Origin of the sequence: Anabaena sp. AL93 (assembly GCF_001672085.1) — a bacterium.
In the GTDB taxonomy this organism is placed as follows: domain Bacteria; phylum Cyanobacteriota; class Cyanobacteriia; order Cyanobacteriales; family Nostocaceae; genus Dolichospermum; species Dolichospermum heterosporum.
This window is the reverse complement of record NZ_LJOU01000034.1, coordinates 20,763-33,627: the sequence shown is the minus strand read 5'-3', so window position 1 is coordinate 33,627 and position 12,865 is coordinate 20,763. Positions and strand designations below refer to the sequence as shown.

The following is a 12,865-nucleotide window of genomic DNA, read 5'->3' as shown; positions in this document are numbered from 1 at the left end:
CTGCGGTTAATTATTCTGGAAATCTTATTCTATGGAGCTTCATTTTAATTTGGTATGACATAGGTTAATCTTCAATAATTGGCAAAATTAGCAAGTAAAGGTAAAAACAATGCGATTATCACAAATGTTATTTGTTACGCTACGGGATGATCCTGCTGATGCGGAAATCCCTAGCCATAAATTGTTACTCCGTGCTGGTTATATCCGTCGCATCGGTGGTGGGATTTATGCTTATCTTCCCCTAATGTGGCGGGTTTTGCAAAAAGTTTCCCAAATTGTGCGGGAAGAAATGAATGCTACCGGCGCACAAGAATGTTTATTACCGCAGTTACAACCTTCTGAATTATGGCAGGAGTCGGGACGCTGGGACACCTATACTAAAGCTGAGGGAATTATGTTTTCTCTCGTTGATAGGAGGGAACAACAATTAGGACTAGGACCAACTCACGAGGAAGTAATTACCACAGTTGCCCGTGATATGATTCGTTCCTATCGTCAATTACCTGTACATTTATATCAAATTCAAACTAAGTTTCGTGATGAAATTCGTCCCCGTTTCGGTTTAATGCGCGGACGAGAATTTATTATGAAAGATGGTTATTCTTTCCATGCTGATGAAGAAAGTTTGAAAAAAACTTACCAGGAAATGTATACTGCTTATAGTAATATGTTGCGGCGTTCTGGTTTGGCTTTTCGGGCTGTAGAAGCTGATTCTGGGGCTATTGGTGGTTCTGGTTCAACAGAGTTTATGGTCTTAGCAGATGCAGGAGAAGATGAAGTTCTCTACACTGAAGATGGTAAATATGCCGCAAACGTAGAAAAGGCAGTTTCTTTACCAGCAGATGCGGAAACTTCACATTTTACAACTTACGAAAAACGGGAAACTCCGGGAACAGAAACTATAGACAAAGTTTGTAATTTCTTGAAATGTTCTCCTACCCAAATTGTCAAAAACGTTTTATATCAAACTGTTTATGATAACGGTTTAACTGTTTTGCTGTTGATAAATATTCGCGGAGATCAGGAAATTAATGAAGTCAAATTACAAAATGAACTAACTAAATTAGCTCCTGAATTTGGTGCTAAAACTATCCTCACTTTAACTGTACCAAATGCCGAAGCCCAAGCAACATGGCAAGCAAAATCTTTGCCTTTGGGTTACATAGCACCAGATGTTAGTGATGATTATATTGCGGTCAATAAACAGGTAAATTCTCAATTTGTGCGGTTGGTGGATAAAACCGCTGTGGAGTTAAAGAACTTTGTCACTGGTGCAAATGAAGCTGGTTTTCATGTAGTTGGCGCGAATTGGGGTGAGCATTTTAAGTTACCTGCACTAACCGTAGATATTCGTAAAGCAAAATTAGGCGATCGCTCCCTGCATGACCCAAGCCAAACCCTACAAACAGCTAGAGGCATCGAAGCCGGTCATATCTTCCAACTGGGTACAAAATACTCTGAGGCGATGGGTGCAACTTATACCAACGAACAAGGGGAAGAAAAGCCTTTAGTCATGGGTTGCTATGGTGTGGGTGTGTCACGGTTAGCACAATCAGCCGTAGAACAATCCTATGATAAAGATGGCATAATTTGGCCAGTAGCGATCGCCCCCTATCACGCCATCATCACTATTCCTAACATTAAAGATGCCCAACAAATCGCCGTTGCCGAAAAACTTTACACAGAATTCAACCAAGCAGGAATAGAAACCTTATTAGATGACAGAGACGAACGGGCAGGAGTAAAATTCAAAGATGCAGATTTAATCGGTATCCCCTTCAGAATCGTCACCGGTAGAGCCATTACAAATGGTAAAGTCGAAGTAGTCAAACGCGCAACCCGTGAATCTCAAGAAATTGCCATTGACGAAGTTATCAATACATTGCAACAATGGATTAAAGACACAATAGAAAGTTAACTTTAACTCTCGTAAAGTGGGTATTGTGAGACTAAATCAGTCGAAGTATTAACCTTCCTGCTGTCATGAGGTACAGTTTTTTGTCTCAAATCCGTAGGGGTGGGGTCTCCCCACTCTAGATTGCATTTTATGAGAACAACAACCCCTGTATTTCATGAAATCATCAGAAATTTAAGTATTACAGAGAAAAATTTTAATCAATTAAAATAATTTTTACCTAAACTCATCCTATCATTATACTGAGATAATTAACTGCAAACCGGATTTATGAGTCAGTGCCTTAACCCCGTGTGTCTACAGCAAAACCCACCAAAAACTATCCTTTGTCAATCCTGTGGTAGTCAAATAGTGCTGAAAGAACGGTATCGCGCTATCCGCATTATTGGTGAAGGTGGTTTTGGGCGGACATTTTTAGCAGTAGACGAACAAAGATTAGATACCCGCTGCGTTATTAAGCAATTTCTAACCCAACAATCAGGAAGTGCTGCGCTCAAAAAAGCTACAGAGCTATTTGAACAAGAAGCATTCAGACTCAACGATTTAGGGAAACATCCCCATATTCCAGATTTACTCGCATTCTTTCCCCAAGAAGGCAGACTGTATCTAATTCAAGAATTTATCGAAGGTCAAAATTTATTAAACGAACTGCGACAAAAGGGGAAAATTAGCGAATTTGAAGTAAAAAAAATCCTAATTGAATTATTACATATTTTACAATTTGTTCATAACAATAAAGTAATTCATAGAGATATTAAACCAGAAAATATTATTAAACATTCGCAAACAGGCGCTTTATTCCTAATTGATTTTGGAGTTTCCAAAGAGGTAGGTAACAACGTTCTCACCAAACTGGGAACAGTTACAGGTACACCTGGTTATGCACCACCAGAACAATTTCGCGGCATAGTTTATCCCAACAGCGACCTTTATAGTTTAGCTGTAACTTGTATTCGATTATTAACAGGATATTTCCAAAAACCAGATGGTACTGATCCACTATTTGATTTAACAGTCATGCAATGGATATGGAAAAAATATATATTTGTGAATCATGACTTAGAAATAATATTAGATAAAATGCTGCAAGACCTACCCTCAAATCGCTTTCAGTCGGCAACAGAAATTTTATCAGCATTGCAACCACAGCAACTTTCACAAATAACCATTTCTTCTAGTCACTCTCAGCAAGTTACAACAACAATTGTTTCCCCGAAACAACCCATAGTTTTTAGAGACAATTTAGGAAATAATTTATTTTTGGAAATGGTAGGTATTCCTGGTGGCACATTCTCTATGGGTTCACCAGAAGGAGAGGGATATAAAAATGAAAAACCTCAACATAACGTGACAATTTCACCTTTCTACATCGGAAAATACCCAATTACCCAAGCACAATGGCAAAAAATCGCCAGTTTACCGAAAATAAACATAGATTTAAACCCTAAACCCTCATACTTCCAAGGTGCAAATCTGCCAGTGGAAAAAATATCATGGTTAGATGCCCAGGAATTTTGTGCTAGGTTGGGGGAACACACAGGTAAGATGTATCGCTTACCTAGCGAGTCTGAATGGGAATATGCCTGTAGAGCCAAGACTACGACTCCATTTTACTTCGGTGAAACCATTAATACAGATGTAGTTAATCATAATAACAAATACAAACAGACCACAGATGTAGGCGAATTTCCCCCTAACAACTTTGGTTTATATAATATGCACGGTAATGTATGGGAATGGTGCGAAGATTCTTGGCATAGGGACTATACAAATGCACCCAATGACGGTAGTGCTTGGACTGGTAACGATAGCAAACGCATATTGCGCGGTGGTTCTTGGCTTCAAGAGGCTGGGAACTGCCGTTGTTCCTATCGTAACTACATAGTTGCTGGTGGCAGTAACTACGGTAGTGGTTTTCGAGTCGCGTGTTCTTCTGGGTGATTCCTAATCTCCAATTCCCGCATCTCGTAATCGTTTCTCCAACTCCGCTAACCGTTGTAAAGCCTGCTCTTTTTCTCGTCTTTCTTGTTCCTTTTCTCGTCTTTCTTGTTCTTTTTCTCCTCGTTCCTTCTCAACCGACTCAAACCCCCACAATAATAAATTACCCTCCTTATCCCACCAGCGTAACCAATAACCATCACGGTTTTCGCGCTTTCCTTGCCATACACCAATAAATAAATCCATTTCCCCTAACCAATAACGGTTATTTTCATCAGGGGAACGTAATTGATATTTTCCTGAACTTTGTAAACGATGAAATTCCAAAACACCCGTATCAGGTGCAAAAATTAGATAATTTGCAACTTCTAACACCTCTTCATAAAAAAACCATTTACCAGGGGGAAAAGTCCTTTTACTGGAATATTCACTCCCATTTGCGTCAGAAAGAAATTCCATCACCACAACCGGTATTTCACCCTGTTTGTGAGGAGTATAACTACGTTGTATTTGCTCTCTAGGCACGGTAATTTTGGGTATGTAAGCCCAATCAGGTGCTTTGATGACAATTTTGCCATTAACTACGGTACAAATGCCGTAATTGGTCGTAGCCAGGGCTGTTTCTGGGAGTTTCCCTGCCAGTTGCAGGCTTTCCGTCAGTGCAGCGGCTAAAGAAGGTTGATTAACATTATCCACTGGTTCATCTTCTAAAACAAAATCTTCAGGCAAGAGTTCCCAGGTAATCTTGTGGGTCGAAGCAGTAACAACCATAACAACCACAAATAAGGGATTAATTACCTATTATAGTATTTATCAATTCATTTTTCGGGAAATTGCCCTGGAAAAGTTGATTAATATAGCAGATATGTATGGTGTGTAAAGCCATTGAGGGCATGGCTACGCTTCTTAGAGCGACAGCGCAACGCACCATTATTGAAAATTTAATGCCAAGTAGGTGAACACAATAAAACCAACCTGTGTAAAGAAACGTAAAATCGCTGAAAACTTCTTTACTCTTGCCTCTTGCCTCAATACTGCTCGGTTAAGGAAAATGGGGAGTAAAACCAATAGAAAAGTGTTCGCGTTTTATTTACGAGAACAAAAAAATTGAGAGACTTACTTTTTCTTTTTGAGGCTATCGTACAAATCAACCCAATTTTGTCGGAGAGAATCAATACATGATTGTAAGTAATCAACTTGGGTTCTCCTAGCTACTTGCATGACTGCATCAACGTGAGCCGGACTTCCAGCCTTGCCTAAATGCTTGTATTTACTCAATTTGTCGGGTTGAGTGGTAGGAAAAATTGGGTGATTAGCGTGTAATTTGTAGTACCAATAAACCCCTTGTTTACCCCGTGCTTGGTAACGGGAAACACAGCAACCAGATGGTGCTATTTCTCCACCAGCCTTAATTTGTTGAATCATCAGTTGCAACGTCGCAATGGCTTGTTGCAGCAGTTCCGCTCTGGAAATTAGATCATCTTCTTTCGTAGACATAATGAATTGAAAGGACCTGAGTTCGATATAAATAATCATCCTGAAAACTAATTATATCAGGCTTTTCTCAATTAGCAATGATTATTGACAATAAATAAACAAGAGAAAACAATCCAAAATTGAATATTTTGGACTCACAATTTAAGGTTGATACACAACTTTATCTTATTTTATTTTCAAAATGAGAATTGCTGTTCTTGACTTTAATATGTAGACACAGTGAATGTTCCTATGGTAGTATCTTCTGAGACACCAGCCACAGCAATGAGCTTCTGTCTAATTTCCCCAGAGGCTCATTGCTACATAATGCCTGGGACGATCACCAAATTATTGAGGAAGAATTATGAATCCTATTTCTAATGAGTCGATTGATGCCAGTGTTGAACAGCGCAAGAAAGCAAAAAAGAGTCCTATCCAGCGCTCTATTCAATGGTTTTCTGGAGGCTTAACAGCAGCCTTAATTTTGTCCTATGGTGGGGCTGCAATTAAGGCAGAAACATCAAAACCTACTGCCGCTCAAGAAGGTGTTACCAACTTAAAACAGGACGGAATTTCACCTAAGCAAGGCTCCACCCCCTCCGAGTTGGAACCCAATTCTTCCTATAAGATTTCCCGTGGTGAGTTGACAGCCCAACAAAAACAATTTGTAGGAAGCTGGCGATTGGTATCCTGGATAAATAAGGATGCAAAGGGGAACGTTACCCATCCATTTGGGAAAGATTCTGTTGGTTACCTTATGTACACTCCCGATGGACATATGTGTGTAACCTTTTCAAAAAACAAACGTCCTAATTTTCCTTCAGGAGATATTTTGGGGGGAACGCTAGAAGAACAGGCAAAAGCAGTACAAACATATATTACCTATTGCGGTAAATATGAACTCCAAAAAGGTAAAGTGGTTCATCGTGTTGAAGTCAGCCTGTTTCCAAATTATGTTGGTACAAATCAAGTACGCATTTATAGTTTTGAGAATGGCAAGCTAGTATTGACTCATGCTCCAGAGATGATGGATGGCAAGCTACAAACTCCCTTTATAACTTGGGAGCGCTTTTCAAAATAACAGTTCACGGAATTCCCAAACGTTATCGGGAAAAACAGCTACACTATTGCAATGCCTTGTCCATTTTTTGTAGGTTGGATTGGGTTACGCGACAGCGTAACCCAATCCAACCTACAAATCAAGACTTTTGTTGATTTGGATAAGGTATTGCTATTGATAGTAAATTAAAAGGCATGGATGTAAACTGCCTCATTTTCCGAATTAAAATTTGCCACTCTTGTTTCCAGAGATACTACCAACCACTCGTTGAGAATCTACCACTCTGGTAAACAAGCGTTGTATTTACAGATTCAATCGTGTCTCATAAGACAAATATTATTTATGAAACCAGAAATACCTAATCTTTGGATTAAATGCCCCCAATCCAATCCCCAAGCCAAGTTACGCTTATTTTGCCTACCCTATGCAGGAGGTGGGACATCCATTTTTCGTCTCTGGCCTCGAGAATTGCCCTCAAATGTAGAGGTTTGTGCGTTTGAACTGCCTGGAAGAGAAAATCGCATCAAAGAAAAACCAATTTCAAATCTTGAAATTCTGACAGAGAACTTAGTAGAGGTCTTACTGCAACATTTGGATAAGCCATTTGCAATCTTTGGTCATAGTATGGGATCGCTAATTGCTTATGACCTAGCTAGAAAACTCCGGCAAAGAAACGTCAATCCGGTTTATGTGTTTTTATCAGGTCGTCCTGCTCCTAACGTACCTGAATTATATCCGCCCCTTCATTTGTTACCTAATGCAGAATTTATTGAAAAATTAACCAATGATTACTCTGCCATACCAGAAGTAGTCCTAAAAGACCAAGAACTCATGGAGTTGTTCTTGCCTACCTTGCGAGCAGACATGACTTTAATAGAAACATATATCCATTCCCAAGTGGAGCTTCTTGATTGTCCCATTTTTGCTTTGGGTGGTCTTGAAGATCCGGAAGCCAGTTACGATAATCTTGTTAGTTGGCGTGATTACACCCGTTCCTCATTTTCAATAGAGATGTTCCCAGGTGGACACTTCTACCTCAATGAAAATAGACAAGCTTTGTTGCAGTTCATGTCTCAAACCCTGAAAGACTTATAACTTGCACAAAGTCATTGTAGCTTGATAGCTCTTTGACTCAACCTTTGACCTTTTAAGAATCGTCCTCAGTAACCATTGGTGACAAGTCAAACAAAAGCTGCCTTTATTAATCAGTAGCTATACTTGAATTTAGGCAAAATAATGTACTTAGATTAACATCAATACTGGATTTTCAGAATGCAATAGCGAAGCTGATCGAAGGTATCCCATCCTGAAAATCATGTTTTTTAGCTTAATTATCAAGATTTATTAAGTATAATTGCTTGTTGATAAATGGACAATAACTGTAACTTATCACCAATGCTCAGTAACACTGCCCATAACTCACTTCTCGATCTATGAACCAAACACTTCCAGCGCAATATAGCTTTATCCCCCGCTATTTCCGACTGGCTCTAGCCAACGTCCTATCCAGTATTATGATTCCACTGGCAAATATAGTCAGTGTCATCTTTTTGGGTCATCTTGAAGACATCCGTCACTTCGCTGGAGTGAGCATTGCTGGAAACTTGCTGAATTTTTTCTATTTGGCTTTATTCTTTTTACGCATGGGAACTACTGGACTCACAGCACAGGCAGTTGGACGGGATGACCGAGAAGAGATGTTGTTGGTGGGGCTGCGTAACGGCTTGATTGCTCTAGTCATAGGTATCACCCTCATCCTCTTACAATATCCTTTAGGAGAACTTGGGTTTGCTCTGCTAAATGCTGACCCAGAGATAAAATCTTCGGGTCTTGCCTATTTCAACACCCAAATTTGGGGAGCGCCTGCAATCTTACTCAATTTTGTATTGATAGGTTGGTTTCTAGGACGAGAAAAAAATAGCTTAGTTGTGCTAATTTCAGTCCTTGGTAATGGCAGCAAAATTGTACTTGACTATGTATTTATTATCCACATGGGATGGGAAAGTACAGGGGCAGGAATATCCTCTGCTACAAGCCAATATTTATCTTTATTCATGGGATTGATATTTTTTTGCCAGGAATTTCAGTGGTTGGAAATTCGATCTTTATCTGGAAAAATATGGGACATTTCAGCTATAAAATCTAACTTAGCTCTCAATATGAATATCCTGATCAGCAATTGTATTTGTCTGGTTACTACATTCATATTCAGCTATCAAGGAGTCCAACTGGGAACGTTGATTTATGCTCAAAATACCTTAATGTGGCAGATATTTAGCTTTAATACATATTTTGTAGAGGGAATGGGATTCGGTACAGAAGCTTTGGTTGGAAACTTTAAAGGAAAAGGATCTCGACAACAATTACCTCCCTTAGTAGGGTTTTCTATTTTAGCTGCTCTCGTGGTAGCAGTGTTTTTTGGTGGAGTATGTGTGCTATTTCCAGATACTGTTTTTAGTTGGTTCACTAACCACACTGAAGTAACCTCAAATATAAATACTTTTCTTCCTTGGTTACAACTTACCTTAGCTTTTAGTTCAATCAGTTTTGCGATGGAAGGATACTTCTTAGGTTTAGCCCAAGGATACACCCTCCGCAATGTTAGCTTAATTGCTCTTGTAGTTGGGTTTATACCTGCCATTTTCGCTGCCATTAAGTTTTCCAGCAACCATATCTTGTGGTTAAGTGTATCTTTATTTCATGCAGTCAGAATGGTGATGTTTTTGGTAAATCTGCCCAGTACATTTGGCGATGATATTAATGCCAGTGATGTCTCGGTTACGAATTTAGAGGTGAAATAGGAGTGCAACCGGGATACCTCCAAGTGCGATTTGTTCTGGAGAAACCAATTTTTTGGGAGGCTAAGAAAGGTAGATCGCCCAACATGAATGGGCTTAATAAGTGAGGAAAGATACTAGAACTTACGCATTGATACATGAGACAATAAATGCAGTAGTAAAAAACAGCTTAACGGGTGACAAGGCGGTTGAAGATGAGATGTGGCAATAATTTGAGAAAATAAGGGGGTAAAAAAAATAGGGGGAAGGAAGTCCCCAAAATAAAAAAATAAAAAAATTCTACCACAATCATATCAAACAATTTTCCGAAAGCATTTGAGTGAACAGCAGTATTTGACACTAAAGATATTGTTGTTATTGATACAGGCTCATCGCCAGGTAAAACTGTCAAAATTGGCGAGCTTGTTTCCCCAACCAATTAAATATGAAAGCAGGAAACGTAATCTACAAAGATTTTTAGGAATAGGTAAACTCTGCGTAAAATTATTATGGTTTCCGCTGCAACTACATCTCATCTCCACAAGACATAACCTTTATGACTTTTGAAAGTATCTCTCCTCACTTATTAAGCCCATTTATGTTGGGTGATCTACCTTTAAAGAATCGCGTGGTCATGGCACCCTTGACTCGTTCGCGGGCTGGAGTGGGGAGGATTCCCAACGCACTGATGGCTGAATACTATGCTCAACGAGCATCGGCTGGTCTCATCATTGGTGAAGCAACCACGATTTCCGAACAAGCGAACGGTTGGCTAAACTCACCTGGCATCTATTCCGACGAGCAAATCGGTGGCTGGAAACAGGTTGTCGATGCTATTCATGTTAAAGGTGGACATATCTTCCTCCAACTCTGGCATACCGGACGAGCTTCCCACTCCAGTTTTCACAACGGACAACTTCCAGTAGCACCCTCGGCAATTCGGATTAGTGCCTATGAAATTCACACACCGAGCGGTAAACAACCCCATGAAATCCCTCGAGTACTGGAAACCGAGGAAATTCCGGGGATTGTTGAAGACTACCGTAAAGCGGCTGAACGGTCTCAGGCAGCAGGTTTTGACGGAGTTGAGATTCACGCAGCCAATGGATACCTGATCGATCAATTTCTGCAATCCAAAACTAACCAACGCAGCGATCGCTACGGTGGCAGTCTGGAAAATAGATTTCGGTTTCTTCAGGAGATAGTAGAGGCGGTTCTGACGGTGTGGCCAGCCAACCGAGTGGGAGTCCGAATTAATCCCAATGGTGTAGATGGTGAAATGGGTTCACCTGATTTTCGGGAGACATTTCTGTATGTAGCAAAGCAGTTGAATATTTATAATCTGAGCTACCTCCATGTCATGGATGGTGACACCTCCGGCTTTCATGAACTGACCGACATCGGCTTTCATGGACTTGATGAACCTATGACCCTAGCAGAGTTTCGATCAGTGTTTGCGGGAGTTCTGATTGGTAACTCTGGCTACACCCAGGAGACGGCTGAAAAAGCAATTCAGGCTGGTTATGGTGACATGATTGCCTTTGGACGACTTTATATTAGCAATCCTGACTTGGTAGAGCGCTTCACCCACAATTTAGAACTGAATCCAATGGCAGACCCGTCTACTTGGTATGCGTTTGGGGCTGAAGGTTACACAGATTTCCCTATTTATGCAGATACGGCGTTGTCAAGTTAACTAAGGGTTTATAACTATAACAACACTATTGCCAATTTTCTCAAATATGTCTGAAACCCAATAAAATCGTGACGATATCAATAGGGTTTCAGGGTTGTGAGTTTGACTGGGGTGACAGTGATCCATTTGTTTTAAAAATTCAAATACCTCTCTACTTACAGTTTATGCCCTAACCGCCAAGGCGGTTGCTATAATATAGCATTTGGAGATTTGGAGATTTGTATGAATAGTCAGACACAACGCTGTGCTCTCATTACAGGTGCAAGTAGTGGAATTGGTAAGGCAACAGCATTAGCTTTTGCTGAAGCTGGAATTAATTTAGCACTGGTAAGCCGCTCGGGCGAAAAACTTGAACAAGTAGCAGAAGCAGCTAGAAAAATTGGTGTAAAGGCTAAAGCTTTTCCCTTAGACTTAGCCAAAATTGACGAAGTGCGAGAACAGATCAGGGCGATCGATACCACTTACAACCCGATCGATATTCTCGTCAATAACGCCGCGATGGGTTATACTGGGTTATTGCTAGAAACACCTTTAGCAGACTGGCAAAGGGTTATTGATCTAAATCTCACGAGCGTATTCCAATGTACTCAGGGGATTTTACCAGGTATGCGCGATCGCCAGTCTGGAATCATAATTAATGTTTCTTCCTATGCTGGTAAACAAGTTTTTGCTGAATGGGGAGCTTATTGTGTCAGCAAATTTGGGTTAATGGCTCTTTCTCAAACCCTAGCTGTAGAAGAACGTGCTCACAATATTCGCGTCAGTGTAATCTGTCCTGGTGATGTCAATACACCAATTTGGGATACAGAAACAGTCCAAGCTAACGTTGACCGTTCAACCATGTTAACCCCAGAAATGGTGGCTCAGTCAATTTTACATATTGCTCAATTGAACAATCCGGCAGTGATTGAGGAACTAACGCTGATGCCCAGGTCATGAAGTTTATACTAGTTAAATAAGAATGCCAGGTGCCATTATGATTTACAGGATGAAAGACTGAATCTGCTCACCTAAGAAAATGTGTAGGGTCGCAAGAGCTATACGCCCCTACTATATTTTCAATTTATATATTTTCATCCTCTGATTAAGCAATGCCATTTTTTCTTTGTTATAACTTGCCCAATCATAGCTAACTCAAGGATGGAGAAAATTTTTGGCATCACCAACGCGCTATTGTGGCTGGCGAATCATTCTGACAATAATCGGTGCATCACCAACTTGATACTGGTTAATTAACTCAAACCCTTGCTGTTTATAGAATGCTACGTTTTTGGTAAGACATTCCACACAGGCAGGAATACGATCGCGATCGCATTGTTCCAGAACAGGCCGCAATAGGGCTGAACCAAAGCCTTTACGTTGTTGAATTGGCTCTACACCCAAAAACGCCAGATACCAGTGAGGCTGACTAGGATGATCATCCCCCAATCGATCGAACAATTCAAATGCCTCTGCTTGGCGTGACTCAGCGATACCTTCTTGAAATACTTTCCTTAATGGTTCTGCATCCCATTCTATTCCTGGCGGAATCCATTGCACCGCACCCCCATAACCATCAACATAATAAGAAGTCTGGTGGGACAAGGACTCGTTCATATATGCTTCAAACATGAGTGGGAAATAAGTGAGATATTGATAGGGGTCAGGATACATCCAGCGGATCACAGGATCGTTGTTAAAGGCTAGAAGCATTGCAGCACTAATATGTCTCTGGTCGGAAGCTGATGCAGTTCTGATCTGAATGTCCTTCTGTTTTATTGAAGGATTGGTTTGAGCCGACTTTGTAGCAATGACGCTGTCGTCAATAGGATTTGTATTCATTTCGGAGGAAGTCATATAGTTGTCATTTAATAATATAAAACTAGTACAATACGGCGTAAATAAATCAACCATTCTCAATCGCCAAAAAGCTTGCTCAGTATTACTTTTGACTTTTGACTTTTGACTTTTGACTTCCGCCTTACTGTACTAGGGTTTAGATTAACTTGGGACAAAAGGGACGT

Annotated in this window: 11 protein-coding genes and 1 pseudogene; 9 read left to right on the top strand and 3 right to left on the bottom strand. The window is 40.3% G+C overall.

Features of this window, described 5'->3' with window-relative positions; all coding sequences use genetic code 11:
- Nucleotides 1-109: 109 nt before the first annotated feature.
- Together AN486_RS10860 and AN486_RS10855 are read left to right on the top strand one after the other, a co-directional pair.
- Nucleotides 110-1,918, top strand: a complete 1,809-nt coding sequence (locus AN486_RS10860; RefSeq protein WP_290600599.1) for a proline--tRNA ligase — start codon at nt 110-112, stop codon at nt 1,916-1,918.
- Between the two features lie 267 nt (nt 1,919-2,185).
- The gene (locus tag AN486_RS10855; protein ID WP_290600597.1) at nt 2,186-3,856 is read left to right on the top strand and encodes a bifunctional serine/threonine-protein kinase/formylglycine-generating enzyme family protein; all 1,671 of its coding nucleotides are present in this window, start codon (nt 2,186-2,188) and stop codon (nt 3,854-3,856) included.
- Nucleotides 3,857-3,859: 3 nt separating this feature from the next.
- Here the strand turns inward: AN486_RS10855 and AN486_RS10850 are convergent, their stop codons facing one another.
- Complete coding sequence (locus AN486_RS10850; protein WP_190382197.1) at nt 3,860-4,624, bottom strand: Uma2 family endonuclease; 765 nt, start codon at nt 4,622-4,624, stop codon at nt 3,860-3,862.
- Here AN486_RS10850 and AN486_RS10845 point away from each other — a divergent pair.
- Complete coding sequence (locus tag AN486_RS10845; protein WP_267902164.1) at nt 4,599-4,733, top strand: hypothetical protein; 135 nt, start codon at nt 4,599-4,601, stop codon at nt 4,731-4,733. The genes AN486_RS10850 and AN486_RS10845 overlap by 26 nt on opposite strands.
- A 236-nt stretch (nt 4,734-4,969) precedes the next feature.
- On the opposite strand, the gene AN486_RS10840 is transcribed toward AN486_RS10845, so the two are convergent.
- Entirely contained in the window at nt 4,970-5,350 is a 381-nt protein-coding gene (locus AN486_RS10840) for a hypothetical protein (protein ID WP_053540250.1), read from the bottom strand.
- Nucleotides 5,351-5,693: 343 nt separating this feature from the next.
- Here AN486_RS10840 and AN486_RS10835 point away from each other — a divergent pair, with 343 nt between their 5' ends.
- The 6 genes and pseudogenes from AN486_RS10835 to AN486_RS10810 all read left to right on the top strand — a co-directional run bounded on the left by AN486_RS10835 (nt 5,694) and on the right by AN486_RS10810 (nt 11,801).
- Nucleotides 5,694-6,410, top strand: a complete 717-nt coding sequence (locus AN486_RS10835) for a lipocalin-like domain-containing protein (RefSeq protein ID WP_053540251.1) — start codon at nt 5,694-5,696, stop codon at nt 6,408-6,410.
- A gap of 321 nt (nt 6,411-6,731) precedes the next feature.
- A complete protein-coding gene (locus tag AN486_RS10830; RefSeq protein WP_290600593.1) occupies nt 6,732-7,484 on the top strand; it encodes an alpha/beta fold hydrolase in 753 nt (250 codons plus the stop codon).
- 338 nt (nt 7,485-7,822) lie between these two features.
- Nucleotides 7,823-9,190 carry a guanitoxin biosynthesis MATE family efflux transporter GntT gene (gene gntT, locus AN486_RS10825; RefSeq protein ID WP_290600591.1) on the top strand — a complete coding sequence of 456 codons (1,368 nt, stop codon included), beginning with the start codon at nt 7,823-7,825 and terminating at the stop codon, nt 9,188-9,190.
- A gap of 273 nt (nt 9,191-9,463) precedes the next feature.
- Nucleotides 9,464-9,706: pseudogene (locus AN486_RS10820) on the top strand (IS4 family transposase); the annotation flags it as partial.
- Between the two features lie 16 nt (nt 9,707-9,722).
- A complete protein-coding gene (locus AN486_RS10815; protein WP_290600589.1) occupies nt 9,723-10,862 on the top strand; it encodes an alkene reductase in 1,140 nt (379 codons plus the stop codon).
- Nucleotides 10,863-11,084: 222 nt separating this feature from the next.
- Entirely contained in the window at nt 11,085-11,801 is a 717-nt protein-coding gene (locus AN486_RS10810; protein WP_290600587.1) for an SDR family oxidoreductase, read from the top strand.
- Nucleotides 11,802-12,032: 231 nt separating this feature from the next.
- Here AN486_RS10810 and AN486_RS10805 read toward each other — a convergent pair whose 3' ends face one another.
- Nucleotides 12,033-12,698 (bottom strand): GNAT family N-acetyltransferase, encoded by a 666-nt coding sequence (locus tag AN486_RS10805; RefSeq protein WP_290600585.1) that lies wholly within the window; start codon nt 12,696-12,698, stop codon nt 12,033-12,035.
- Between the last annotated feature and the right edge of the window lie 167 nt (nt 12,699-12,865).

What these genes read in the sequence shown, in the direction of transcription:
- AN486_RS10810 (WP_290600587.1), top strand. Translation starts at nt 11,085, where the DNA reads ATGAATAGTCAGACACAACGCTGTGCTCTCATTACAGGTGCAAGTAGT.
- AN486_RS10815 (WP_290600589.1), top strand. Translation starts at nt 9,723, where the DNA reads ATGACTTTTGAAAGTATCTCTCCTCACTTATTAAGCCCATTTATGTTG.
- gntT (WP_290600591.1), top strand. Translation starts at nt 7,823, where the DNA reads ATGAACCAAACACTTCCAGCGCAATATAGCTTTATCCCCCGCTATTTC.
- AN486_RS10835 (WP_053540251.1), top strand. Translation starts at nt 5,694, where the DNA reads ATGAATCCTATTTCTAATGAGTCGATTGATGCCAGTGTTGAACAGCGC.
- AN486_RS10860 (WP_290600599.1), top strand. Translation starts at nt 110, where the DNA reads ATGCGATTATCACAAATGTTATTTGTTACGCTACGGGATGATCCTGCT.
- AN486_RS10850 (WP_190382197.1), bottom strand. Translation starts at nt 4,624, where the DNA reads ATGGTTGTTACTGCTTCGACCCACAAGATTACCTGGGAACTCTTGCCT.
- AN486_RS10840 (WP_053540250.1), bottom strand. Translation starts at nt 5,350, where the DNA reads ATGTCTACGAAAGAAGATGATCTAATTTCCAGAGCGGAACTGCTGCAA.
- AN486_RS10805 (WP_290600585.1), bottom strand. Translation starts at nt 12,698, where the DNA reads ATGACTTCCTCCGAAATGAATACAAATCCTATTGACGACAGCGTCATT.
- AN486_RS10830 (WP_290600593.1), top strand. Translation starts at nt 6,732, where the DNA reads ATGAAACCAGAAATACCTAATCTTTGGATTAAATGCCCCCAATCCAAT.
- AN486_RS10855 (WP_290600597.1), top strand. Translation starts at nt 2,186, where the DNA reads ATGAGTCAGTGCCTTAACCCCGTGTGTCTACAGCAAAACCCACCAAAA.